The 22,994-nt window shown below is 70.5% G+C and carries 18 protein-coding genes; 5 read left to right on the forward strand and 13 right to left on the reverse strand.

The window, feature by feature from the left end:
- Positions 1 to 10: 10 nt before the first annotated feature.
- Positions 11 to 406, reverse strand: coding sequence for a hypothetical protein (locus AB4091_RS06310; protein ID WP_442290877.1), 396 nt, complete (start codon positions 404 to 406; stop codon positions 11 to 13).
- Between the two features lie 9 nt (positions 407 to 415).
- Entirely contained in the window at positions 416 to 1,282 is an 867-nt protein-coding gene (locus tag AB4091_RS06315) for a hypothetical protein (RefSeq protein ID WP_442290878.1), read from the reverse strand.
- 105 nt (positions 1,283 to 1,387) lie between these two features.
- Between AB4091_RS06315 and AB4091_RS06320 the strand changes: the two genes are divergently transcribed.
- Positions 1,388 to 1,768 carry a hypothetical protein gene (locus AB4091_RS06320; RefSeq protein ID WP_442290879.1) on the forward strand — a complete coding sequence of 127 codons (381 nt, stop codon included), beginning with the start codon at positions 1,388 to 1,390 and terminating at the stop codon, positions 1,766 to 1,768.
- A 97-nt stretch (positions 1,769 to 1,865) separates the two neighbouring features.
- Positions 1,866 to 2,198 carry a cupin domain-containing protein gene (locus AB4091_RS06325; protein WP_442290880.1) on the forward strand — a complete coding sequence of 111 codons (333 nt, stop codon included), beginning with the start codon at positions 1,866 to 1,868 and terminating at the stop codon, positions 2,196 to 2,198.
- A 24-nt stretch (positions 2,199 to 2,222) separates the two neighbouring features.
- On the opposite strand, the gene AB4091_RS06330 is transcribed toward AB4091_RS06325, so the two are convergent.
- From AB4091_RS06330 to AB4091_RS06375, 10 genes are all read right to left on the reverse strand, one after another.
- Positions 2,223 to 3,074, reverse strand: a complete 852-nt coding sequence (locus AB4091_RS06330; protein ID WP_442290881.1) for a carbohydrate ABC transporter permease — start codon at positions 3,072 to 3,074, stop codon at positions 2,223 to 2,225.
- Positions 3,075 to 3,938: a carbohydrate ABC transporter permease gene (locus AB4091_RS06335; protein WP_442290882.1), complete on the reverse strand. Its 864-nt coding sequence runs from the start codon at positions 3,936 to 3,938 to the stop codon at positions 3,075 to 3,077.
- 119 nt (positions 3,939 to 4,057) lie between these two features.
- Positions 4,058 to 5,386 carry an ABC transporter substrate-binding protein gene (locus AB4091_RS06340; RefSeq protein ID WP_442290883.1) on the reverse strand — a complete coding sequence of 443 codons (1,329 nt, stop codon included), beginning with the start codon at positions 5,384 to 5,386 and terminating at the stop codon, positions 4,058 to 4,060.
- Positions 5,387 to 5,638: 252 nt separating this feature from the next.
- Positions 5,639 to 6,115 carry a hypothetical protein gene (locus tag AB4091_RS06345; RefSeq protein WP_442290884.1) on the reverse strand — a complete coding sequence of 159 codons (477 nt, stop codon included), beginning with the start codon at positions 6,113 to 6,115 and terminating at the stop codon, positions 5,639 to 5,641.
- Positions 6,116 to 6,173: 58 nt separating this feature from the next.
- Positions 6,174 to 7,463, reverse strand: a complete 1,290-nt coding sequence (locus AB4091_RS06350; protein ID WP_442290885.1) for a glucoamylase family protein — start codon at positions 7,461 to 7,463, stop codon at positions 6,174 to 6,176.
- Between the two features lie 60 nt (positions 7,464 to 7,523).
- Entirely contained in the window at positions 7,524 to 8,567 is a 1,044-nt protein-coding gene (locus tag AB4091_RS06355; RefSeq protein ID WP_442290886.1) for a LacI family DNA-binding transcriptional regulator, read from the reverse strand.
- A gap of 91 nt (positions 8,568 to 8,658) precedes the next feature.
- Positions 8,659 to 10,512, reverse strand: coding sequence for an ABC transporter ATP-binding protein (locus tag AB4091_RS06360; protein ID WP_442290887.1), 1,854 nt, complete (start codon positions 10,510 to 10,512; stop codon positions 8,659 to 8,661).
- Positions 10,509 to 11,441: an ABC transporter permease gene (locus AB4091_RS06365; RefSeq protein WP_442290888.1), complete on the reverse strand. Its 933-nt coding sequence runs from the start codon at positions 11,439 to 11,441 to the stop codon at positions 10,509 to 10,511. Before AB4091_RS06365 ends, AB4091_RS06360 begins: the two co-directional genes overlap by 4 nt.
- Positions 11,438 to 12,427 (reverse strand): ABC transporter permease, encoded by a 990-nt coding sequence (locus tag AB4091_RS06370; protein WP_442290889.1) that lies wholly within the window; start codon positions 12,425 to 12,427, stop codon positions 11,438 to 11,440. The genes AB4091_RS06365 and AB4091_RS06370 overlap by 4 nt, the downstream gene beginning before the upstream one ends.
- Positions 12,428 to 12,514: 87 nt before the next feature.
- Positions 12,515 to 14,206, reverse strand: a complete 1,692-nt coding sequence (locus AB4091_RS06375) for an ABC transporter substrate-binding protein (protein ID WP_442290890.1) — start codon at positions 14,204 to 14,206, stop codon at positions 12,515 to 12,517.
- 199 nt (positions 14,207 to 14,405) lie between these two features.
- On the opposite strand from AB4091_RS06375, the gene AB4091_RS06380 reads away from it, so the two are divergent.
- The 3 genes from AB4091_RS06380 to AB4091_RS06390 are packed head-to-tail and all read left to right on the forward strand — an operon-like array spanning position 14,406 to position 22,364.
- Complete coding sequence (locus AB4091_RS06380) at positions 14,406 to 17,855, forward strand: GH36-type glycosyl hydrolase domain-containing protein (protein WP_442290891.1); 3,450 nt, start codon at positions 14,406 to 14,408, stop codon at positions 17,853 to 17,855.
- 1 nt (position 17,856) lies between these two features.
- The gene (locus tag AB4091_RS06385; protein ID WP_442290892.1) at positions 17,857 to 20,034 is read left to right on the forward strand and encodes a glycoside hydrolase family 3 N-terminal domain-containing protein; all 2,178 of its coding nucleotides are present in this window, start codon (positions 17,857 to 17,859) and stop codon (positions 20,032 to 20,034) included.
- Entirely contained in the window at positions 20,031 to 22,364 is a 2,334-nt protein-coding gene (locus AB4091_RS06390) for a beta-galactosidase (protein WP_442290893.1), read from the forward strand. The genes AB4091_RS06385 and AB4091_RS06390 overlap by 4 nt, the downstream gene beginning before the upstream one ends.
- 154 nt (positions 22,365 to 22,518) lie before the next feature.
- Here AB4091_RS06390 and AB4091_RS06395 read toward each other — a convergent pair whose 3' ends face one another.
- Positions 22,519 to 22,914, reverse strand: coding sequence for a hypothetical protein (locus AB4091_RS06395; protein WP_442290894.1), 396 nt, complete (start codon positions 22,912 to 22,914; stop codon positions 22,519 to 22,521).
- Positions 22,915 to 22,994: the final 80 nt, after the last annotated feature.

Genomic DNA, 22,994 nt, shown 5'->3' on the forward strand with positions numbered 1-22,994 from the left:
TCGAGCCGTCTCAGGCCTTCGGGCAGCCCGCCCGACTCACCTCGGCCAGCTGCGTCACGAGAGCGGGTGAGACGACGAGCGAGTCGTGCCACTGCTTCCACTCCACGTGGCTGAGGCCGACCGTGGTCAGTCGCTCCGCCAGGTCGGCGTCGATGTCGGCCTCCTTGGGGAAGCTCTTCGTGCCCACGGCGCACTGGCGCGCGAACTCCACCTCGGCGATCCGCTCGGTGCGGGCGTCGGCCGGGACGTTCGCCCGGACCGTGCTCGAGGCGCCGCTGGCTCCGGCCGGCGGCGCTCCGGACCCACCCGATCCGCACGCGGCGAGGGCGCTGCCGAGGAGGACGGCCCCGAGGGCGCCGGCGACGAGGCGAGGCGTACGGGCGGCGAGATTCGCGTGGATGGGCACGAGGGGTCCTCAGGAGGCGGTGAGCGTCAGGGTCGTGGTGCGCGTCTGGGCCGAGGCCGCGGTGTACGAGATCAGCACGGGGATCGAGTAGGTGCCCGGCTCGAGGTCGGTCGCGATGAAGCGCACCCCGACGTAGTCGACGCTGCCGCCGACGAGGGTCGTGTCGCCGTTGAGGCCGCTGGAGGACCGGTCGCCCGGGTAGGCGACCTCGAGGCCGGGCGGCAGCTCGCCCAGGCGGACCGAGAAGTCGGCGAGGTCGGTCTGGCCACCGGCGAACGCGATGCGCTCGAACCCGTTGCTGCCCGCCCTGATGCCGAGCGAGGTCGTCTGCTGCGTGAACGCGGGGCCGGTGGCGGCCTGGACCGGCACCGTGACCGTGGCCGTGGTGCTGAACGCCCCGCTGTTGCCGTTGCCGTTGCCGTTGTTCCCTCCGTTCCCGTTGCCGTTGCCGTTGACGTTGTTGCCGACGCCCACGGTGTACTTCGACGTGAGCACCACCTGGAAGCTCGACGTCTGCGTGTAGGGCACCTTGAGCTTGAAGGAGGTGAAGTCCCTCGTCGTGCCCACGAGCGTGTCGGATCCGTAGAGCGAGGTGTCCGAACCGCCGCGCGTCGTCGGGTACGTCACCGTCACACCCTTCGGCGCAGTGACGGTCGTCGACCAGTCCGTCACCGTCTGGTCGGAGGTCCAGACCACCGAGACCCAGCCCGACTGGCCGGGTGAGAGCGGTGCGGTGGTGGTCGTCACGGCCCGGGCGTTGCTCTTGTCGGCGCCTGCCGGCGCGAGCGCGACGGCAGGACTCGCGACCAGGAGCAGGGCGACGATGAACACGGCGGCAGCCGCGGCGGTTCCGGCGCGGTGGCGGCGGGCAGACATGCGGGTCCCCGATCCGGGGACTGGCCATTCGTCCCCTTTGCCCTGATTCTAGGCAGCGCCCCGCGCGGCGTACTGGCAAACGGAGCAGTCCGGGAGGATGTCTGCATGAGCCTGAGCAGTCCGGCGCCGCTGCCCGACGACATCCGCGACCTGCTGGCGATCGACCTGCTCGCCGCCCAGGTCGAGGACTGGTCGATCGCCGGGGACTCGTTCACGTGGACGCTGCTCGCCGGCGACGCCCTGCGCGGGCACGAGCTCGCGACCCTCACCTACGTCGGTGCGGTCGTGCTCCACGCGACGCGGCGCCACCTCGACCGGGCGGTGGAGGTCGCGGCCGAGGTCGTCGGCTCGGAGGTCGTGCCCATCGAGGACGGGGGCTTCGAGCACCGGGTGACGCTCGGGCCGGCCTATGCGTTCGTCATCCGCTTCTGGAGCGTCGACGTTCGCCGTATGCCGGCACCCGACCACCTGCGCCGCGCGCGCTGACCCGCGGGCGCACCACCCGGCGTACGCCCTCGGTCCTCGGCGGCGCTCACTCGGCGAACCGGTCGACGGCCGCCGTCACGGGTGCCATGGTGATGGCATGGAGAAGTCGTCGCTGACCGCCCTCGCCCGCGAGCTGCTCGACCACGCCACGCATGCCTCGAGCGGCCGCGCCGCCGACACGGTCTACGGCGGGCACGAGCACGTGCTCCGGCAGACCGTCGTCGCCCTGGCGGCGGGGCAGTCCATGACGGAGCACGAGAACCCGGGCGAGGCGACGGTGCAGGTGCTGCGCGGGCGGGTGCGCCTGAGCGCCGGCGAGATCGTGTGGGAGGGCGCACCCGGCGACCTGCTCGTCGTGCCGCAGGCCCGCCATTCGCTCGAGGCGCTCGAGGACTCCGCCGTGCTGCTCACCGTCGCCAAGTCGGGCTGACCCCGACGCGGCACCACACTCCGCTCAGTCGCCGGCGATGCCCGTGCGCTCGACGCCCTCGACGATCCAGCGCTGGAGGAACAGGAACATCAGCAGCAGCGGGAAGATCGCGACGAGCGCGGCCATGAACAGCTGGCTCACCTGCACCGACTGCGCCGTGAGGAACGTCGACAGCGCGATCTGCACCGTCCACGACTCCTGGTCGCGGCCGATGACGAGCGGCCAGAGGAAGGCGTTCCACGTGCCGATGAAGGTGATCGTGCCGATGGCCGCGACGAAGCCGAACGAGTTCGGCACCACGATCCTCCAGAAGGTGCCCCAGTAGCCGAGGCCGTCGATGAACGCCGCCTCCTCGATCTCCTTCGGGAAGCCGAGGAAGAACTGCCGGAAGAGAAACGTGGCAAGCGCCTGGAAGAGCCCGGGGATGATGAGGCCGCGCAGTGTCGAGATCCAGCCGAGGGTCGAGACGAGCACGAAGCTCGGCACGAACGTCACGGCCGCCGGGATGAGCAGCGTCGCGACGATCGAGTAGAAGACGGCGTTGGACCAGCGGTACGGGATGCGGGCGAGGCCGTAGCCGGCAAGGCCCGAGATGACGAGCACGCCGACGGTCTGGGTGACGGCGATGAGGCCCGAGTTGACGAGACTGCGCGCCATCGGGATCGCGGGGTTGTCGAAGAGCCCGGTCAGGTTGGAGGTCTCCCAGACCGGGGGCAGCCAGTGGAAGTCCGGCGAGCCGAGGTCCTGCTCGCGCATGAAGGCGCTGCGGACGAGCAGGTAGAACGGGACGAGGAAGAGCAGCGCCGCGACGACCAGGGCGCTGTAGCGAGCCCACCCGACGAGGCGGGACTGCTTGCGGCTGCGGACGATTGCCATCTAGTCGCCCCTGTCGCCGAGCCGGAGGATGCGACCCTGCACGACCGCGACGATCGCGATGATGAGGGTGAGGATCACCGCGCCGGCCGAGCCGTGGCCGAAGTCCTGGCCCGAGCCGAGGGCCGTGTAGTAGAGGTAGACGAGGGGTGGCCGGGCGTACGGCGGGTAGGTGCCGAACGTCGACAGGATGTTGTAGAACTCGTCGAACGCCTGGAACGCGTTGATGAGCAGCAGCAGGAGCACCGCCGTCGACGTCGCCCGCAGCTGGGGGAACGTGATGTGGCGGAAGACCTTCCAGCCCTCGGCACCGTCGATCGCCGCGGCCTCGTAGAGCGTCGGGCTGATCCGCTGGATGCCGGCGAGGAAGAGGATCATGTAGAACCCGACCTGCAGCCAGAGGCGAGCGGTGACGATGACGAGCCAGTACCACGGTGGGTCGGCGAGGCTCAGCCACGGGATCGAGTCGGCGCCGAACCAGCCGAGCACCGCGTTGGCCAGGCCCGAGCGGATGCCGCTGAAGATCGACATCTTCCAGATCAACGAGGCGACGACGTAGGAGCAGGCGGTCGGCAGGAAGAACACCGACCGGAAGAACGACTGCATGACCCGCGTGCGCGCGACGAGCAGCGCGGCGCTGAGCGAGATCACGAACGTCGTCGGCACGATGAACACCGCGAAGGCGAGGAAGGTGACCAGGCTGCTGCGGAAGGCGGGGTCGCGCAGCATGTCGAGGTAGTTGCCGGCGCCGACGAACTCGGTGGGCGTCACCGTGTTGTACGCGTTGAAGAACGACAGGTAGATCGACCACAGGATCGGCACGTAGACGAACACGACCAGACCGATGACGAACGGCCCGACGAACACCCAGAACCAGAGGTTGACGTCCTGACGGCCGCGCAGCCGACGATCGAGCGACGGCCGCGGCGGTGTGGTGCGCCCTGCGGCCGTCGCCCGGTCGGGTGCCGGGTGGCCGGCCTCGGCCGTCAGGCGAGCACCCGCTTGAGCTCGGGCTCGGCGACGGCCTTGACCTTCGCGATCTCGCCCATAGGTTCGGCCCCCTCCTTGACGATGCGGTTCATCGCGTCGCCGAAGGCGGTGGCGCACTTGGGCGTCCAGAGGATCGGGCTCTGTGCGTGGCCGACGTCGGTGGCGAGCTTGGCGGCCTCGGCGGCCTGGCCGTCCTTGAGGGTGGTGGCCTGCCCGATGAGGCTGGTGCGGGACGGGATGTGGAAACCGTAGGCGGTGGCGAAGTCGAGCTGGTCCTTCGTCTGGTCGATCCAGAGGTACTTGACGAACTTCTTCGCGGCCTCGACGTCCTTGCTCTTGGCACTGACGCACGAGCCGTACGCGCCGACCGGCACGGACGCCTTGCCGGAGCCGTCGAGGGCGGGCCAGGCCATGACGCCGAAGTCGTCGCCGAGCCCCTTCTTGATGTCGGGGAAGGTCCAGAGGCCGGTGAACTGCATCGCCGTGAGACCAGCGGTGAGGGCCGACGGGTCGAACCAGTCCTTGGGGGCGCCGAGAAGCAGCACCTTGGCGTCCCACATCTCGCGCAGCTTGCCCAGGGCCTGGCCGGCGCGAGGGTCGTCGAAGCCGAACTGGTTGTCGTCGGTGAGGTAGTCGAGGCCCGCCGACCACAGCATCGGACCGCCCATCAGGCCGGCGCCGCCGTCGTTGCCGAGGAAGAGGCCCTTGACGTTGCCCTGGGTCAGCTTCTTGGCCGCCGCGACGAGCTCGTCGACGGTCTGGGGCGGGGCGACGCCGGCCTTGTCGAGCATCGACTTGCGGTACACGAGCAGCTGCATGTCGACGACCTGCGGGACGGCATACGTCTTGCCGTCGTAGGTCATCCGCTTGAGGATGCTCGGGTTGAAGTCGTCCTTCGCGTCGCCGAGCAGGTCGGTGAGGTCGACGACCTGCTTCCCCTTGATCATGTCGATCGTCGGGCCGTTGCCGTACTCGAACACGTCGGGGCCCGCGTCGGTGAGCAGCGAGGCGGCCGTTGACTGGTCGTAGTCGCCGGGCTTCCAGCTGACCTTGACCGTCGCGTCCTTGTAGGCGGCGGCGTACTTCTCGACCGCCTGCTGCGTGCCGGCCTCGCCGTACTGGTGGTACCACTGGTTGAGCGTGACGCCGCTGGCGCCGCCACCGCTCGCGCCACCGGTCGCCGCGGGCTCGCGGCCGGTATTGCTGCCGCAGGCGGCGAGGGCGCCGGTCACGGCGGCCGCTCCTCCGAGTGCGAAGAGGGATCGGCGGGTCAGGGACGACCCGAGCGCTTGGCGGATGTGGGGGTCGATCTGCTTGTCAGACATGAGGATTCCCCTGCGTCCTTCCTGCCCGACTGCGCGGGCGACGGTCACGACGGCGGGCGACCAGCCAGTCTGCTCGACCGGGCCCACCTTGCGATCGTATGCCCGATTGCAGCGGGTTCGCCCGCGCAGCACCGCCAGCTGTCCCACTCGGAAGAACACTCGGTTCGCCGGGGAACGGTGACGGAGTGTTCTTTCGATCAGGGAGAGGCGCTCTCCGCTCCGATCGAGAGAACGCTCCGTCACCGGGTGGGATCAGATGGCAGCGCCGGAGTTGAGGGGGTTGTCCTCCAGGGTCTCGGCCGAGGTGCGCAGCAGCTCGTCCACGAGGATGAGGGTCTGCTCGTCCTCCGTCGTGATGCGCCGGCCGAACGGCCCGCGGGCCCGCGCCACCGAGGCGCCGACCCGCCCGATGCCGAGCCGCACGTCGTCGCGCGCCTCGACCGACAGCCGCTCGAGCAGGCGGGTCACCGCGAGCAGCCCTGAGACGATCGGTCGGCCATCGAGGGCGAACTCGTCGAAGAGCCACCGCCGCTCCGAGGCTGCCGTCTCGAAGAGGGCACGACCGGCACCGCTGCTCCGCAGGGCCGCGTCGGTCACGGCGTCCCAGAAGGCGCCGCGCTCGTCGTCGTCGAAGACGGTGCGGCCCGTGAGCGCGCTCGGCACCCAGACGGGCCCGAACCGCAGCGTGACGATGTCGGGCTCGGACCATCCTTCGAACCACTGCGACACGTCGCCACCACCTCTCGTCCGCGGGCCACCTCAAGCGTACGACCGCCCCGAGGCGGGGTCAGCCCAGCGGCATACGGCGGGCGGCGACGACGGGCCGCAGCACGCCCTCGACCTCCGGGGTGCAGAACCAGCGCCGTAGGCAGTCGTCGCTGAGCACGTTGGCGAGCGCCCCGAGCACCATCGACTGGTCGAGGGAGAGGTGGCGACCCGCGTGCCGCCCCGTGCGTGTGTCGACACTGTCGATGAAGCCGCCCGGGCCGTATGCGCCCAGCTCGGACTCGATGCGCGCCAGGTTGTCGGCCGCCTCGTCGGGCTCGACCATGAGGGCCATCGCCGACGCGTGCGGGGTGACGACGACCTCGCCGTCGCGCTCGCTCGGGTAGCCCTCTGCCTCCGAGGCGATGGGCGGCACACCGAAGACGGAGTAGCCCTCGCCGGGACACGCCGACGGACTGAATCCCCAGTAGCCGTATGCCTTCTCGTCCATCGCGTACTCGCGTTGGAGCGCGACGGTGCGGGCCTCGTTGACACCCCACGTGTCCGGCGCCCACGCGGCCTCGGGCACGAAGATCGTCGGCATCAGGGCCTCGAACATCGACCCGCCGAAGGTCGGCACGACGTCGCGGCCGCGGTAGTGACGGACCGGCGTCTCGAGCGAGGCGTAGTGCTCCGGTGGGATCTGGCCGTGCGCGATGCCGACGTAGCTGGCGATGCGCGGCTCCGAGTCGAGCAGGTCGTAGTGGTGCCTGGTGTGGAAGACCGGCGCGTTGCCCTCGACGAACGACACCCGCCGCGTCTCGTCGCCGGGGTCGGCGTCCCAGAAGCCGCCGCTCAGGCGTCCACCCGGGCCCTGGCCACCAGCCGCCGCATCGTGGAACACGGCGAAGTCCATCCGGTCGAGCACGGTGCGGACGTCGTCGGCCAGGGCGGGCTCGGCGGCGGCGGCAACCATGAGGCCGGCCGCGAGCCAGCCGTTGTCGACGCTGGAGAGGAAGGGCTTGACCGTCCCCCCGTCGGGCATCCGGCGCAGGAGGGCACCGGTGCAGTCGTCGTACCAGTTGAAGAACATGCCACTCTCGTCGTGGACCTCCAAGCGCGCGAGGGTGGCGAGACTGCGGGAGAGGCGCTCATGGCATACGTCGGCGTCGACGAGTCCCAGGTCGCGGGCAGCGACGGTGCTCCACAGCAGGCCGCCGATGTTGGTGGGTGAGGTGTAGCCGCTGCGGGTGCCGCGATCGAGCGAGGCGGCGATCGAGTCGGTCGGCAGGCCGGTGTCGGGGTCGGTCATCGCCTCGAACGAGCGCCACGTGTCGGCGGCCCAGCGTCGGAGCAGGTCGTGGTCATGCATGGGGTTCCTTGGGTGGATGCCGTCGGGAAGTGGGCACTCGACGTGGAGAAGGAGGAGGGGTCAGGCGCCGGCGACGGAGGTCGGGTCCCAGTCGCAGCCGCACGAGCCGCGCACGACGAGCCGGGTGGGCAGCACCTGCGGCTGCACGTCGAACCGGCGGCCGCCGATGCGCTCGTGGAGCCGGATCGCGGCCCACCGCCCGAGCTCGCGCATCGGCTGCTGGACGGTGGTGAGGCCGGGAGGCAGGTAGCGCGAGGTCATGATGTCGTCGAAGCCGACCACCGCGACGTCGTCGGGCACGCGCCGGCCCTCACGCGCGAGCATCACCATCGTCGCGAGGGCGAGCTCGTCGTTGGCACAGACGAGCCCGTCGAAGGCGGCCCCCGACGCCTCGCCTGCGAGCAGCTGCTCGACGACGCTCTTGCCCGACGACTCCTCGTACTTCACCCGGATCGGCGGCATCCCCTCGACGCCGCGCGTGCGGGTCAGGGCGTGCTGGAAGCCGCGGTAGCGCTCGGAGATGTCGTGGGAGTCGCCGGGGTCGCCGACGAAGACCAGCCGCGTACGCCCGTGGTCGAGCAGGTGCCGGGTCAGCTCGGCCGAGCTGATGAAGTTCTCCACCTGCACGGAGTCGCAGCCCTCGACGGCCTCGCGGGCCACGAGCACGGTTGGCGTGGTCTTCACGACCTGGCGGATCAGCGACTCGCTGATCGTGTCGTTGGCGATGACGATGCCGTCGATGCGCCCCAGGATCTTGCGCACCGACGCCTCGGCGTCCTTGGAGGCGTCGCACACGACGACGACGACCGACTGCCCCTCGCGAGCGGCCGTGGACTCGAAGCCCGAGAGAAGCTCGGAGTAGTACGGGCCGGCCAGCCCGGGCAGCACGAGACCGTGTGTCTCGTGGGTCGGGACGTCGACCGGCCGACCGGCCCGCAGCGGCACGTACTCGAGGTCCTCGACCGCACGCAGCACACGCTGGCGCGTCTTCGCCGAGGCGGGTGTCGAGCCGCTGAGCACGCGCGAGACGGTGGCGATGGACACGCCGGCCCGCTCGGCCACGGTGTAGATCGTGACCGGGCGGTCATCGTGCTCTGTCGACACCCGGGCTCCCTCGCTCGGGGTCAACTGTGCACGCCGCCACGACGCTCCACAACCCGGACGCGCCCTGCGCCCCCGACGTCTCAGCCGTCGGTCAGAACGGGTTGGGGATCGCATCGATGAGCTTGCGGGTGTAGGCATCGCTCGGGTCCCGGATCACCTTGAGCGTCTGCCCCTGCTCGACGACCCTGCCGTTGTTGAGGACGATGACCTCGTCGGCCAGCATGCGGGCGCTGAGCAGGTCGTGCGTGATGTAGAGGATGCCCACGTCCTTGCTCTGCACGAGGTCGTTGAGCAGCTCGAGGATCTCGGCGCGGATCGACACGTCGAGGCTCGAGATCGGCTCGTCGGCGACGATGATCTCGGGCTCGACGGCGAGGGCCTTCGCGATGACCACCCGCTGACGCTGGCCGCCCGAAAGCTCGTAGCCGTAGCGGTTGACGAACCGGTCGCTCGGGGTGAGCGCGACCGTCTCGAGCAGCTCGTTGACGCGCCGGCGCAGGGCGTCACCGCGCAGGCCGTGGTAGTTCGCGAGCGGCCGGGCCAGGATGTAGCCGACGCGCTTGGCCGGGTTGATCGAGCTGTAGGGGTCCTGGAACACCATCTGGACGTCGCTGCGGTAGTCGCGCAGCGACCGGCCCCGGAAGCCCGAGACCTCCTGGTCTCCCTTCGGCCCGTGGAACATGATGCGGCCCCTGGTGGGGCTGTCGACCCCAGTGATCATCCGGGCCAGCGTCGACTTGCCGCTGCCGCTCTGGCCGACGAGCGCCGTGACCTCGCCCTTGCGCAGCACGAAGCTCGCGTCCGTGACGGCCTCGGTGCGCTGGACTGCCAGCCCGCGCCGGCGGGTGAAGACCTTCGACACGTTCTCGACCGTCAGCACCACGTCGCCGCGCAGGGCCTGGGTCGACTCCTCTGCCGTCTTGACGAACTGCGGCCCGTCGAACGTGCGCTTGGGCTCACCGTGCTCACCCGCACCGCCCTCGAGCTGCTGGGCCTCGGCGACGAGGCAGGCGGCCCGGCCGGCACCGAGTGGCACGATCGGCGGGTCGACCTCGGCGCACCGGTCCACCCGTTCGGGGCAGCGCGGCGCGAAGCTGCAGCCCACGATCGGCAGGCTGAGGTCCGGAGGTCGACCGGGCACGTAGGTGATCCGCACGGTCTCTGCGCGCGGGTCGCCGTACGAGCCGAGCAGCCCCTTCGTGTACGGGTGGAGGGGCTGCGTGAGGAGCGCAGCGGCGGGCTGCTCCTCGACGATCCGGCCGGCATACATGACGAGGATGCGGTCGGACAGGTCGAGCACGGTGCCGATGTCGTGGCTGATGAAGAGCACGGCGAAGCCCTGCTCGGCCTGGAGGCGGCGCACGTTCTCGAGGATCGAGTGCTGCACGACGACGTCGAGCCCGGTGGTCGGCTCGTCGAGCAGGACGAACTTCGGCTCGAGCGCCAGGGCCAGCGCGAGGTTGACACGCTGGCGCATGCCGCCCGACAGCTCGTGCGGGAACGCGGAGATGAACTTGTGGTCGATGATGACCATGTCGAAGAGCTGTTTGATGCGCTCGGTGACCTTCTGGCCCCTGAGCTTCGAGTGCTGCTCGATGACGTCGCGGAACTGCGCCTCCACCCGCGTCACCGGGTTGAGGGCGTTCATGCTGCTCTGGAAGACGGTCGAGATGTCGCGCCAGCGCAGGTCGCGCAGCTCGTCCTCCGACAGGTCCGTGATGTCGGTGCCGTTGAAGGTGATGCTGCCACCGCTGATGCGGCCGGGCCGCTGGAGCAGCCGCAGCAGCGCAGTGCCGAGTGTCGTCTTGCCCGAGCCGGACTCGCCGATCAGGCCGACGAACTCACCCGGCTCGATCGAGAAGCTGACGTCCTGGACGGCGTCGAGCGGACGGTGCGACTTGGGTTCGTAGCGGACCGAGAGGTCCTTCACGTCGAGCAGGCTCATGCGTCCTCCCTGAGGTGCGGGTTGCTCAGCAGGTCGACACCGAAGTTGATGAAGGCCATGCCGGTCATGAGGATGGCGAGGACGAGGCCGGGCACGAAGACCCACAGCCACAGTCCCTGCGTGATCGCGCCCTGCGCGTTCGCCTGGTAGAGCATCGTGCCCCACGAGACGCTCTGCGAGTCGCCGAGACCGAGCACCGCGAGGCCCGCCTCGGCGCCGATCGCCCCCGTGGCCGAGCCGACGAAGGCCGCCGCCACGAGGGAGCTCATGTTCGGCATGATCTCGCGGAAGACGATGCGCAGCGTTCCCTCGCCGGAGAACTTCGCGGCGGTGACGAAGTCACGGTTGCGCAGCGTGATGATCTGCGCGCGCTTGGCCCTCGCGCCACCGGCCCACGAGGTGATGGCGATGACGCCGACGATGAGCCAGACTCCGCGCACCTCCGAGTAGGCGACGAGCGTGATGATGAGCGGCAGCGTCGGGATGACGAGGGCGACGTTCGTGATGAACGACAGGATGTCGTCGACGATCGTGCCCTCGGCGTAGCCCGAGATCATCCCGATGACGAGCGCGATCAGGGTCGCCAGCAGACCGCCGAAGAGGCCGACCAGCAAGGAGATCCGCGAGCCGTAGATGAGCTGCGAGGCGATGTCGCGGCCGTCCGTCGTCGTGCCGAGCCAGTTCTCGCCGCTGGCGCCGGCCAGCGGGGTGAACGTCGAGTCGAGCGGGTCGTGAGGAGCGATGAGCGGGGCGAAGACCGCGACGAGCACGTACGCCGCGACGATGACGATGCCGACGCGGGCCTTCCTGCTGCTCCAGACGACCTGCCACCAGCGGTCGGGCTTCTCGACGTCGGGCACCTGCTCGACGCTGAGCGCCTGAGCCGGGTCCCCTTGCGCCATGGCGCTGTTCGTGGGTGTGGCGGTCATGACTCCGCCCTCCTGGCGCGCGGGTCGAGCACTCCGTAGAGCAGGTCGGCGACGAGGTTGGCGATGAGCACCCCGACGGTGGTGAGCAGCATCAGCGTCTGCAGCAGCGGGTAGTCCTTGTTGCCGACCGCCTCACCCATGAGCCGGCCGAGGCCGGGGTAGTCGAAGGCCTGCTCGACGAGGATGGCGCCCCCGAGCACACCACCGAGAGCGAGCGCGAAGCCCGTGACGCTCGGGAGCATCGCGTTGCGGGCGGCGTACTTCAGGGCCACGACCCGGTCGGGCAGACCCTTGGCCTTCGCGAGGCGGATGTAGTCCTCGCCGAGGTTCATGATCATCGTGTTGCGCATGCCGAGGATCCAGCCGATCGGCGTGACGATGAGCAGCGCGAGCGCCGGCAGGAACGAGTGAGACACCGCCTCCTGGATGAAGGGGAAGTTGAAGCCCGGGGTCGACTCCTCGTAGCCGCCCGACGTCGGGAACCAGCCGAGGCTGTAGCCGAAGACGTAGAGCAGCAGCAGAGCGATCCAGAACGGCTGGAGCGTGCCGAGGAACGTGGAGCCCAGGGTCACGAACGAGTCGAAGCGCGAGTTGCGCCGCCACGCGGCATACGCCCCGAGCACGATGCCGACGACGAACGACAGGACCTGCGTGACGGTGACGAGCACCAGGGTCCACCAGAACGCCTTGCCGATGACCTCGCTGACCGGGAACGGGTAGTAGCCGTAGGACAGCCCGAAGTTGCCGCGGACGAGCTCGCCGAGGTAGGTCCAGTACTGCTGGAGCATCGAGCCGTCGGGCGAACCGAGCATCGCGCGCATCGCGCGCACCTGCGCGGGGTCGAGCGCCGCGTCCTTGCCGGCGAGCTTCTTGACCATGATCTCTGCCGGGTCGCCCGGCTGGAGACGGGGGATGAGGAAGTTCAGCGTCACCACGGCCCACAGGGTCGCGAGGAAGAAGCCGAGCTTCCGTGCGAAGTACTTCATGACAACCTCACCTTCGTCCTCGCACCCGCCCCCGCCGGGGCGGGCTCACGTGGAGCCCGCCCCGACGACGGGCGTACGGGGGTCGCATCACTTCGGCGCGGTCAGGCGCGTCATGACGAGGAGGCGGTCGTCGACCGGGTTGGCGTACGCGTCCTGCTCGCTCGGCCAGCCGACCGCCTTGTCGGTGCGGTAGAGGATGCGGGCCGGGGCGTAGATCAGCGAGGTGACGGGGTACTGCGTCATCATCGTCTCGACGAGCTCGCCGAGGTACTTCTTCTGGTCGGCCTTGGCAGTCGACTCGGAGAGGTTCTTCACCGCCTCGTCGGTGGCCGGGTCGCTGTAGCGCTCGACGTTGGGGAAGATGTCGGTCGCCGTCGGAATCTGCTTGCTCGAGAGCTTGGCGCCGATGTTCTTGGCGAGCTCGCAGCCGCCGTGCAGGTACTCCAGCATGAGCTGGAAGTCGCCGGTCTTCTTCTGGCCGTCGACCGAGTCGGGCGCCGAGGCGGTCACCTTGGTGTTGACCCCGGCGTCGTTCATCCCCTTGGCGACGACGTCGGCGATCGCCTGGTAGTCGATGAAGCCGGCCTGCACGGAGAAGTTCACCGCGAGCGGCGAGCCGTCGGGGTTGGTGCGCTTGCCGTCCGCACCCTTCTTGTAGCCGGCCGCGTCGAGCAGCTGGTTGGCCTTCGCGAGGTCGAACGGGAGGACGGTGTCCTTGCCGGCGTACTTCTCCGGCAGGAGGTTGTCCATCGACGGCAGCTTGAGGCCGGTCTGGCTCGACGGCTTCATGATGCCGTAGGTCGCCTTCGTCGACATCCCCTGCTTGTCCATCGCGTAGCTGATCGCCTCGCGGAACTTGGGGTCGTTGAAGGGCGCCTTCTGGACGTTGCCGGTCAGCACGGTCGTCCCGTTCGGGGCGAAGTAGAAGTGGTTGTTCTTCGGGTCGGCGTCGACGAACGTCTTCTGCGGGTTGGGGATCTCGCCCCAGTACGCGTCGAGCTGGCCGGAGCGCAGCTTGAGTGCCGCCTGGGAGGCCTCGTAGGTGCCCTCGAGGACGAGCTTCTTGACCTTAATCTTGTCGGCCTGCCAGTAGTCCGGACGGCGCTCGAGGACGAGGCGGCGGCCGTTGTAGCTGCCGACCTTGAACGGGCCGGTGAAGACGGGCGTCTTGTCGACGTACTTCGACGGGTCGCCCACCGTGGAGTAGTAGTGCTCGGGAAGGATCTTCGTCGCGATGATGGCGTCGTACTTCGGCGCCGCGTTGCCGGAGAACTCGAAGACGACCTGGTTGCCTTGCGCCGTAACGGACTTCGCGGGTGCACCGAAGGTGTCGTTCCAGACGCCGGCCTTGTCGATGGCCGGGTACTTCTTGAGCAGGTTGAAGGTGAAGGCGACGTCCTGGGCCGTGAACGGCTTCCCGTCGCTCCACTTCACGCCCTGGCGGATGTCGAGGGTGAGCTTCGTGGCGCCCTCCCACGTCGCCTTCGTCGCGAGCCAGGGCGTCTCCTCGCAGGTGAGGTTGTTGCGCACGATGAGCGGCTCGTAGAGCCAGTTCGAGGTGAGCGGCTTCGGCGAGTTGGGGTTGTAGTTGACGAGTCCACCGACGGTGGCGTCCGCATCCGACGGGAAGGTCAGCTGCTCGATCATGCCGCCTCCGCCGGCGGCGGCGCCGCTCGCGCTCTCCTTCTGCTTCGCGCTGCCCGCACACCCGGTCAGGGCAAGGGCGGCAGCGGTCAGGCCGGTCACGATCAACGTGGGTTTCGTTCGAGTCAGCGTCATTGCAGACCTCCGTCAGTCCTTCATCGGGCGTTCATCAGGGCGGGATTTCCGTCAGGTTAGGGGCGCTCGGATGACTGCTGTCAACGCTCTGAGGACATGTAACTACTTTCATGGGGTTCGTCGTGCGTGGCCTGACTTTCATTTGTTTTCAAGGGGATTCGACCTGTGCAGAAAAGAGGGCCGCTGGTAGGAATGAATGGTGCTCGACGACAACGCTGTCCTGACCGCCCCCGAGGTGCACTCCCTGAAGGCGCCCTCCGGCCTCTTCGCGGAGGTCCTCGACAACGGTGCCCTGCGCCGGCTCGAGGCCTTCGGACTCAGCCTGCTGCTGCACCCGGCGACCGTCGCGGAGGCGGGTCTCGCCAACGTGCACCTGCGGGTGCACCGACCGGACGGCATCGCCCGCCGGACCCTGCTCGGCCCGGGCAGCGGCTCGACCGTGACGCGTACGGACGACGCGGTCGTCGTCACGGGTGGTCACGAGGGCGTGCGCTACCAGCTGGTGCTGCGGCTCGGTGGCGACGTGTCACCGGAGCCCACCTGGCACTGGGACGTCGAGCTGACGAACACCACGGGTGAGCCGGTCACGGCCGACGTCGTGCTCACCCACGACCCCGCGCTCGCCCCGCTGGACAACGTGCGCATCAACGAGTACTACGTGAGCCAGTACCTCGACATCACCCCGGTCGCCACTTCAGGCCACGGCACGGCCGTGGCGGTGCGTCAGAACATGCCCGGGGAGCGCGTGCCCTGGCTCATGGTCGGGACCACCGGAACCGGCTCCGGCTGGTCGACCGATGCCCTCCAGATCGTCGCGCGCACCGAGCGCGGCGTCGTCTGCTCGGGACTCGACGCCGCCGACCTGCCCGGCAGCCGCCTGCAGCACGAGCACTCGCTCATCGCGCTGCAGGACGCCCCGGTCACGATCGCACCGGCCGACTCGCACAGCACGGGCTTCTGGGGCATCGCCCTCGAGGACCACCCCGAGGCCACCTCCGACGACGACGCCCGGTGGGCCGACGTCGCGGTCGCGGCCACCCCGACCCCGTGGGCGCCGGCGGGCGACGGCGCCCACGGCCGGGAGTCAGGTGTCCCCGCCACGCTGTGGTCGTCCAGCCCGGCCTTTGCGTCCCGACCCCTCAGCCGCGAGCAGCTCGACGCCGCAGACCTGCTCGCCGATCGCACGTTGGTCGAGACCGCCGACGACGGCACCCAGCTCGCCTGGACCGTGCGAGGCGGCCAGCTCGTCACGCCGGCCAAGGAGCTGGCCGTGCTTCGGCCGCACGGGCACCTGCTGCGTACGGGTGACGCGTTCACGCCCGACTCGCGCTCTCTCGCCTCCACGGTCTGGATGGCCGGCACGTTCCACTCGCAGGTCACCCGCGGTCATGTCGGCCGCAAGGCCGTCGCCACCGGCCGACGCACCTACCTCGGGCTCCAGCGCGCCCACGGCGTACGACTCTTCGTCGAGGACGCCGGGGGCGTGTGGTCGCTGCTCGAGACCCCCAGCGCCTGGTTCACCGGACTCGACCACTGCACGTGGTGGTATGCCGGCGAGTCTGGCGCCTTGATCACCGTGACGTCGAGCGCCCCCGCCCACCAGCACGCGCTCAGCCTGTCGGTCGGCCAGGAGGGCGCGGCCCCCAAGCGGATGCTGCTCGCGATGCAGGTCGCAGACGACCTGTCGGAGCCACCAGCCGTCGACGTGGCCGATGACCACATCGAGGTGACGAGGGCGGACGACCCGCGGCCCTGGCGGCTGTCGTGGACCGGCCCGGGTGCCGCCGAGATCGGTGATGCCCGCCTCCAGTCGGACGGCGAGGCTCGGGGTCCGGGCTGGGTCACCGTCCTCTTCGACCCCGCTGCGCAGGTGGAGGTCGTTCTCGCGTCGGCACCCCGCGCCGGTGAGGCGCCCGAGGGTGAGGTCGCGCCCGCAGGCGAGCACCTCGGCGCCGCGTTCTGGCACCGTGCCGGTCACGCCATCTCCCTCGACGGAACCGGCCTCGGCGGAACCGGCCTCGGCGACGACGCCGGCGCTGCCGCGCAGGCCGCCCACCTCTCGGCCGCGCTTCCGTGGTTCACCCACAACGCCTTCGTCCACTACCTCTCGCCGCGTGGCCTGGAGCAGTTCTCGGGGGGCGCGTGGGGCACCCGTGATGTCTGCCAGGGACCAGTCGGGCTGCTCACGGCCCTGGGACGGCAGGAGTCGGTGCGCGACGTGCTGCTCCGGGTCTTCCGCGCCCAGAACGCCCGCGGTGACTGGCCGCAGGCCTTCGAGTTCCTCCCGCCGCTGCCCGAGGCGGGCCAGCAGGACTCGCACGGCGACGTCGTCTTCTGGCCGGTCCTCGCGGCCGGCGACTACCTCCGCACCACCGGTGACGCCACCCTGCTCGACGAGCGGGTCGCCTTCGTCGGCGACGACGGCCTCGAGACGGCCGCGCCGGTTGCCGAGCACCTGCGGCGCGCGGTCGCCCGCATCGCGGAGTGCACGGTCCCGGGGAGCCCGCTGCCGGCATACGGGCACGGCGACTGGAACGACTCGCTCCAGCCCGCCGACCCACACCTGGCCGCCAACCTCGTGTCGACGTGGACGGCCGTGCTGCAGACCCAGGCGCTGCGCACGCTCGCCGAGGGCCTCGACGCCGTCGGCACGCCCGATGCCACCGACGTCCTCGCGGCCGACGCCGACGAGCTCGCCGAGCGCACCCACGACGCGCTGCTCGACCAGCTCGCCGCCGACCCGGTGCTGCCCGGCTACCTGCTGCACCACGACGACGGTCGCATCGAGCCGCTCGTCCACCCCACTGACGAGCGCACCGGCCTGCGCTACGGCGTGCTGCCGTGGATCCATGCGATCGGTGCCGACCTGCTCACGCCCGAGCAGGCCCGCCACCACCTCGACCTCATCGAGGAGCACCTGCTCGGCCCCGACGGCGCGCGCCTCTTCGACCGTCCGGTCAGCTATGTCGGCGGCCCGATGACGGTGTTCCAGCGCGCCGAGGCGAGCACCTTCTGGGGCCGCGAGATCGGCCTCATGTACATGCACGCGCACCTGCGCTACGCCGAGGCGCTGGCTCGCGTCGGCGACGGCGACGCGCTGTTGGCGGCCCTCGCCAGGTCGAGCCCGGTCGGACTCGACTCGCTGGTGCCACAGGCCCGTCCGCGCCAGACGACGTGCTACTACTCGTCGTCCGACGGCGCCTTCACGGGCCGTTACGACGCGTCCGAGCGATATGACGCGCTGATGGCCGGCGACGTGCCCCTCGAGGGTGGCTGGCGCATCTACTCCTCGGGACCGGGGCTGGTGCTGCGCCTCGTCACCGAGGTGCTGCTCGGCGTCCGGCAGCGCGGCGAGGAGGTCGAGATCGACCCGGTGCTGCCGGCGGGCCCGTCGAGCGAGGACGCGGTCGGTCGCGAGCTCACCGCTCGGTTGCCGCTCGCCGGTCGTGACCTGACGGTCCGCTACGTGCTCGGTCCTGAGGGGCACGGCGTGCGCCGCGTCACCGTGGGCGGCCGCGAGCTCGACCTGCGCCCGCTGAGCAACCCCTACCGACGGGCGGGGGTGGCCGTCCGGGTCGCGGACCTGCTCGGCAGCCCCACCGACCCCGAGAACCCGACCAGCACCGACATCTCCGTGGAGACCCACTGACATGACCGACCTCACCGCCACGCCCCAGCGGCCGTGGCTCGATGCCACGCTGCCCGTCGACGAGCGCGTCGACCTGCTCATGGCGCAGATGACGCTCGCCGAGAAGGTGGGCCAGACCCACCAGGTCGCCAACATCGACCCCTCTGCCGACGCCGAGACGATCCGCGCCGGCCGCATCAGCTCGAGCCTCTACGCCTCCGGCGCGACCGGCGGCAACGAGCGCGACGACGGCGTGCTCGTGGGCAACATCGACGCCGCCCAGCGCCACGCCGTCGAGGGAAGCCGCCTCGGCATCCCGATCCTCTTCGGCCGTGACGTCATCCACGGCCACCGCACCGTGGCGCCGATCCCGCTCGGGCTCGCGGCGTCGTTCGACACCGACATCGCCGAGCAGGTCGGCGAGATCGCGGCCCGCGAGGCCGCTGTCGACGGCGTCGCGTGGACCTTCACGCCGATGGTCGACATCTCCGAGGAGCCGCGCTGGGGCCGCGTCGCCGAGTCGCTCGGGGAGACTCCGGTGCTCAGCGGCCGACTGGCGGCGTCGATCGTGCGCGGCTTCCAAGGCCCTCACCCGAGCGACGCCGACCGGATCGCCGCGTGCGCCAAGCACTTCGCCGGCTACGGCCTCGCCGCGGGAGGGCGCGACTACGACACGGTCAGCGTCGGCGAGAACACGCTGCGCAACCTGCACCTACGGCCCTTCAAGGCGGCAGTCGAGGCCGGCGTGCACACCGTCATGGCGGCGTTCAACGACGTCGACGGCACCCCGATGCACGCGCACGAGCACCTGATCCGCGAGGTGCTCAAGGGCGAGTGGGGCTTCGACGGCGTCGTCGTCGCCGACTGGAACGGCATCGGCCAGATCGTCTTCCAGGGCGTCGCCGCCGACAACCGCGAGGCAGCCGCGCTGGCCATCCACGCCGGCATCGACCTCGACATGGTGAGCGGCTCCTATCTCGCGCACCTCGAGGAGCTCGTCGAGTCGGGCGAGGTCGACGTCGCGCTCGTCGACGACGCCGTGCGCCGGGTGCTGCGGCTCAAGTTCCGCCTCGGCCTCTTCGAGCGGCCGTATGCCGCCCGGCCGGGTGCCGTGAACGCGCCCACTCCCGAGACCCGGGCCGTCGCGCTGCGCGCCGCGCAGGCCGCGCACGTGCTCGTGAAGAACGACGGCGTGCTGCCGCTCGACCCGTCGGCCGGCTCGGTGCTGCTCAGCGGCCCGTTCGTCGACGAGGGCGAGGCCCTGCTCGGCACGTGGACGCTCGACGGCCGCGGCGAGGACGTCGTCAGCCCGGCGAGCGCCCTGCGCGAGCGCCTGGGTGACCGGCTCGACGTCTCCGACGGGCGCTTCTCCGACCGCACGCTCCAGCAGGCGCGGCGGACCGAGCGGACCGTGCTGCTGCTCGGCGAGCACCCATCCCGCTCGGGCGAGGCGAACTCGGTCACCGACATCCGGCTGCCGCACGGGCAGCTCGACGTGCTGCGCGCGGTGGCCGGGCTCGGCAAGCCCGTCGTCGCCGTCGTCTACACCGGCCGACCGCTCGACCTGTCCGAGGTGCTCGACCTCGCCGATGCGGTCGTCGTCGTCTGGCACCCGGGTGTTGAGGCCGGCAACGCCTTGGCATCAGTGCTTTTCGGTGACGCCGAACCACGCGGCCGGCTGCCGATGACCTTCCCGCTGACCACCGGACACATCCCCACGAGCACGCACCAGCGACCGACCGGCCGGCTCATCCGCGCCGACGTCGACCTCGACGAGGGCCGCTACCTCGACGCGCTCACCTACGCGAGACTGCCGTTCGGCTTCGGCCTGTCGTACACGTCGGTCGACTACTCGCCTCCCACCGTGTCGACGCCGACCATCACTCCCGACGGCACCGTGACGCTGACCGTCACGGTCACGAACTCCGGCGAGCGCCCCTGCCGCGAGGTCGTGCAGCTCTACTTCCGCGACCCGGTCGCCCAGGTCACCCGCCCGCTCGTCGAGCTCACGGACTGGGCGCTCGTCGCCCTCGAGCCCGGCCAGGCGCGCGAGGTCACCTTCGACGTGCAGGCCGAGCAGTTCGCGTACGCCGGCCGTGACCTCACCGCCCGCGTCGACGAGGGCGAGATCGTCCTGCTCACCGGACCCGACTCCGCACGACTCCAGCCCGTCAGCATCACCGTGAGGACCCACTCATGATCGAGACCACTCACCGCCAGATCCGCATCGATGGCGAGGCGCGCATCGTCATGTCGGGCGAGGTGCACTACTTCCGCGTCGCCCGCGCGGAGTGGGGCCAGCGCCTCGACCTGCTCGTCGAGGCCGGCTGCGACACCGTCGCCTCCTACATCCCGTGGATCTTCCACGAGCTGCCCGACGGGTCGCTCGACGTCACGGGACAGACGAGGCCCGAGCGCGACATCGGCGCCTTCATCGACCTCGCGGCGTCGAAGGGGCTGCGGTTCATCGCGCGGCCCGGGCCGTTCATCATGGCCGAGCTGAAGAACGAGGGCATCCCGTTCAGCGTCTACCGCGACCACCCGGAGGTCATCCCGGTCGGCTGGGACGGCAAGCCCGTGTCATCGCGCACGGTCGACTACCTCGCGCCGGCGTTCCTGCGCGAGAGCGCCCGCTGGTTCGACGCGATCATGCCGGTGCTCGCGCCGCGCCTGCAGCCGGCGGGCGGGCCGATCATCGGCGTCCAGCTCGACAACGAGGTGGGCATGCTCGCCTGGGTGACGAACTCGCCCGACCTCACCGACGGGCTCGTCGAGTCGTTCGGGGAGTTCGTCCGCGAGCGCCACGGCGACGCCCACCCGTATGCCGTCGGGCCGGGTGAGGACGGGTGGGCGCCTGCCGTGCGCTCCCCCAAGGAGGAGTGGGCCGGGGCGCTGCGCCTCGACCTCGGTCTGTTCATGCGGCGCCGGTTCGGCGCGTACGTCGCCGCTCTGCGCGACATGTGCGAGGAGCGCGGTGTCGCCGGGGTGCCGTTCTTCGTCAACATCCACGGCACCGAGGGGGGCAACGGAGCCCCCTTCCCGATCGGCATCAGCCAGCTCGTCGACACCTACTCCGGCGTCCCCGGCATGGTGTCGGGGTCGGACCACTACCTCGGCGAGGCCACGCTCAACACGATGACCGACCTCTACGTCATCAACGCGTACATGGCGGCGGTGCACGACGCCGACCAGCCGCTGACGTCGCTGGAGTTCGAGGCCGGTTCGGGCGACTACGGCGCGGGGGCGGAGATGCAGTACGACCCGTCGACGGCCGACCTCAAGACGCGCCTCTGCCTCGCCCAGGGCAACCGGCTGATCAACTACTACCTCTTCGCGGGCGGCATCAACCCGCCGCTCGACGAGTACCTCGGCGACGGCAACGACCGCATCTCGTTCACCGGCGAGCGGCACGGCACGGCAGCGCCCGTCGGCCCCGAGGGCCAGCGCGGCTACGCCTACGAGGCGACGGCGCGCAGCGTCCGCGCGGTCAGGGCGAACGAGCCGTGGCTGTCGAGGATGGACGAGGACCACGACGACGTGTCGCTGGGACTCGTGCTCGACGCGTACATGACCGAGTACCACCACCCGGGTTCCGAGGTCATGACCGACGTCGTCGACGACCTCACGTCGCACCGTGGAGCCGGTGAACGCAAGGCGCTGGCCCGATCACTGCTGCTGGGTGGGTTCCGTTACGGCGCAGTGCATCTCGAACGGCGCGACCCAGCGCCCGGCTCGACCGTCCTCGTCGGGACAGGCCGCTACCTGTCCCGGGTCGTGCAGGAGCGCCTGGTCGGGCACGTGTCGACCGGCGGCAACGTCGTGCTCCTCGGCAAGGTGCCCGACCGCGACCTCGACGGCTCGCCGTGCACCGTGCTCGCCGACGCCCTCGGCATCGCGCCCGGGGAGGTCGTGCGCGACACCGGCCACTACTACCCGTCCCTCGTCGCCCACGGCTGGGCGCAGCCGTGGCCCGAGATGCGGGCCGGCTGGGTGCAGCACCTCACGCACGAGCGCGGTGATGTCGTGCTGACCGACCTCTACGGCGCGGTGTGCGGGGTCGACGTGCCGCTCGGCGAGGGTCGGGCGATCGTGCTGGCCGCGCAGGTACCGTCCGACGACGTGCTCTTCGACCGGGCGCTGGCGAGCCTCGGGGTCGGCCCAGGCCTGCGGCTCGAGACGCAGTGGCCGGGCGTGTTCGCGACGACGACGAGCACCGACGACGGTCAGCGTGCCCTGCACCTGATCAACACGTCGGGTGCCGCGGCCACCGTCACCGTCGCCCTGGACGGCACGCCGATCGCAGCCGGCTCGACGCTGCTGCTGCCGCCGCGGTCCGGCCACATCCTGCCCCTCGGGCTCGAGGTGGCCCGGCGCCGGCTCGACTGGGCCTCGGCCGAGATCGCCGGCGTCGACCCCGACGGCACGATCCACTTCCGCCCCGGCCTCGAGGAGGACGGCGGCACCGCGCTCGTCGTCGACGGCCAGGCGCTGCAGCTCGCACCCGGAGCCAGCACACTCGCCCCCGCCTGAAACGCCCTGCCCGCGTCGGAAAGTGGGCACTCGACGAGAAGGGACGGGACGGGACGGGACGGGAGGCACGACCCCAGGTCGAGTGCGCAGTTCCCGACGCGAACTCACCCCGTCGAGTGCGCAGTTCTCGACGTCGGTGCCCGCAGCAAGACGGTCAGCCCTTGACGTAGAAGGCGTTGGTCTGCGAGCGCGAGGGGTCGCTCGCCGTCGGGTCGAGCGCGGCGAAGGTGAACCAGACCTCGTCCGTCTTGCCCGTCGACGCGTTGCGGCAGAGGTAGTCGCGCGGCCGGTTCACGGCGAGCTTGCGGGTGCAGCCCTTGGCCGCATACGTGCTGTCGAGCTTGGACTGCACCGTCGCCACGGGGTCGGCGGACCTCACGACAGCCGTCGTGGAGCTCTGCGAGACGATCCGACCGGGGTTGGTGGGCAACGGCATGGACGTGGGCCAGGCGCCGGACGAGCTGCCGCCGCCTCCACTGGCCGACGCGATGCCGGCGCCGAGAACGACTGCTGCGATGGTGGACATTCCGATTGCCGCGAACTTCTTCATGACTCTCCTCGAGAAACGAACCGGGTGCCCTCCCGCCCCAAGGACATACCCAGCGTCGCGGTTCGCCCATACCAGAGGCA

The sequence above is a fragment of the Terrabacter sp. 2RAF25 genome (assembly GCF_052115265.1).
Taxonomy (GTDB): Bacteria; Actinomycetota; Actinomycetes; order Actinomycetales; family Dermatophilaceae; genus Terrabacter.

What these genes read in the sequence shown, in the direction of transcription:
- AB4091_RS06315 (WP_442290878.1), bottom strand. Translation starts at nt 1,282, where the DNA reads ATGTCTGCCCGCCGCCACCGCGCCGGAACCGCCGCGGCTGCCGCCGTG.
- AB4091_RS06320 (WP_442290879.1), top strand. Translation starts at nt 1,388, where the DNA reads ATGAGCCTGAGCAGTCCGGCGCCGCTGCCCGACGACATCCGCGACCTG.
- AB4091_RS06325 (WP_442290880.1), top strand. Translation starts at nt 1,866, where the DNA reads ATGGAGAAGTCGTCGCTGACCGCCCTCGCCCGCGAGCTGCTCGACCAC.
- AB4091_RS06330 (WP_442290881.1), bottom strand. Translation starts at nt 3,074, where the DNA reads ATGGCAATCGTCCGCAGCCGCAAGCAGTCCCGCCTCGTCGGGTGGGCT.
- AB4091_RS06340 (WP_442290883.1), bottom strand. Translation starts at nt 5,386, where the DNA reads ATGTCTGACAAGCAGATCGACCCCCACATCCGCCAAGCGCTCGGGTCG.
- AB4091_RS06350 (WP_442290885.1), bottom strand. Translation starts at nt 7,463, where the DNA reads ATGCATGACCACGACCTGCTCCGACGCTGGGCCGCCGACACGTGGCGC.
- AB4091_RS06360 (WP_442290887.1), bottom strand. Translation starts at nt 10,512, where the DNA reads ATGAGCCTGCTCGACGTGAAGGACCTCTCGGTCCGCTACGAACCCAAG.
- AB4091_RS06365 (WP_442290888.1), bottom strand. Translation starts at nt 11,441, where the DNA reads ATGACCGCCACACCCACGAACAGCGCCATGGCGCAAGGGGACCCGGCT.
- AB4091_RS06370 (WP_442290889.1), bottom strand. Translation starts at nt 12,427, where the DNA reads ATGAAGTACTTCGCACGGAAGCTCGGCTTCTTCCTCGCGACCCTGTGG.
- AB4091_RS06375 (WP_442290890.1), bottom strand. Translation starts at nt 14,206, where the DNA reads ATGACGCTGACTCGAACGAAACCCACGTTGATCGTGACCGGCCTGACC.
- AB4091_RS06385 (WP_442290892.1), top strand. Translation starts at nt 17,857, where the DNA reads ATGACCGACCTCACCGCCACGCCCCAGCGGCCGTGGCTCGATGCCACG.
- AB4091_RS06390 (WP_442290893.1), top strand. Translation starts at nt 20,031, where the DNA reads ATGATCGAGACCACTCACCGCCAGATCCGCATCGATGGCGAGGCGCGC.
- AB4091_RS06395 (WP_442290894.1), bottom strand. Translation starts at nt 22,914, where the DNA reads ATGAAGAAGTTCGCGGCAATCGGAATGTCCACCATCGCAGCAGTCGTT.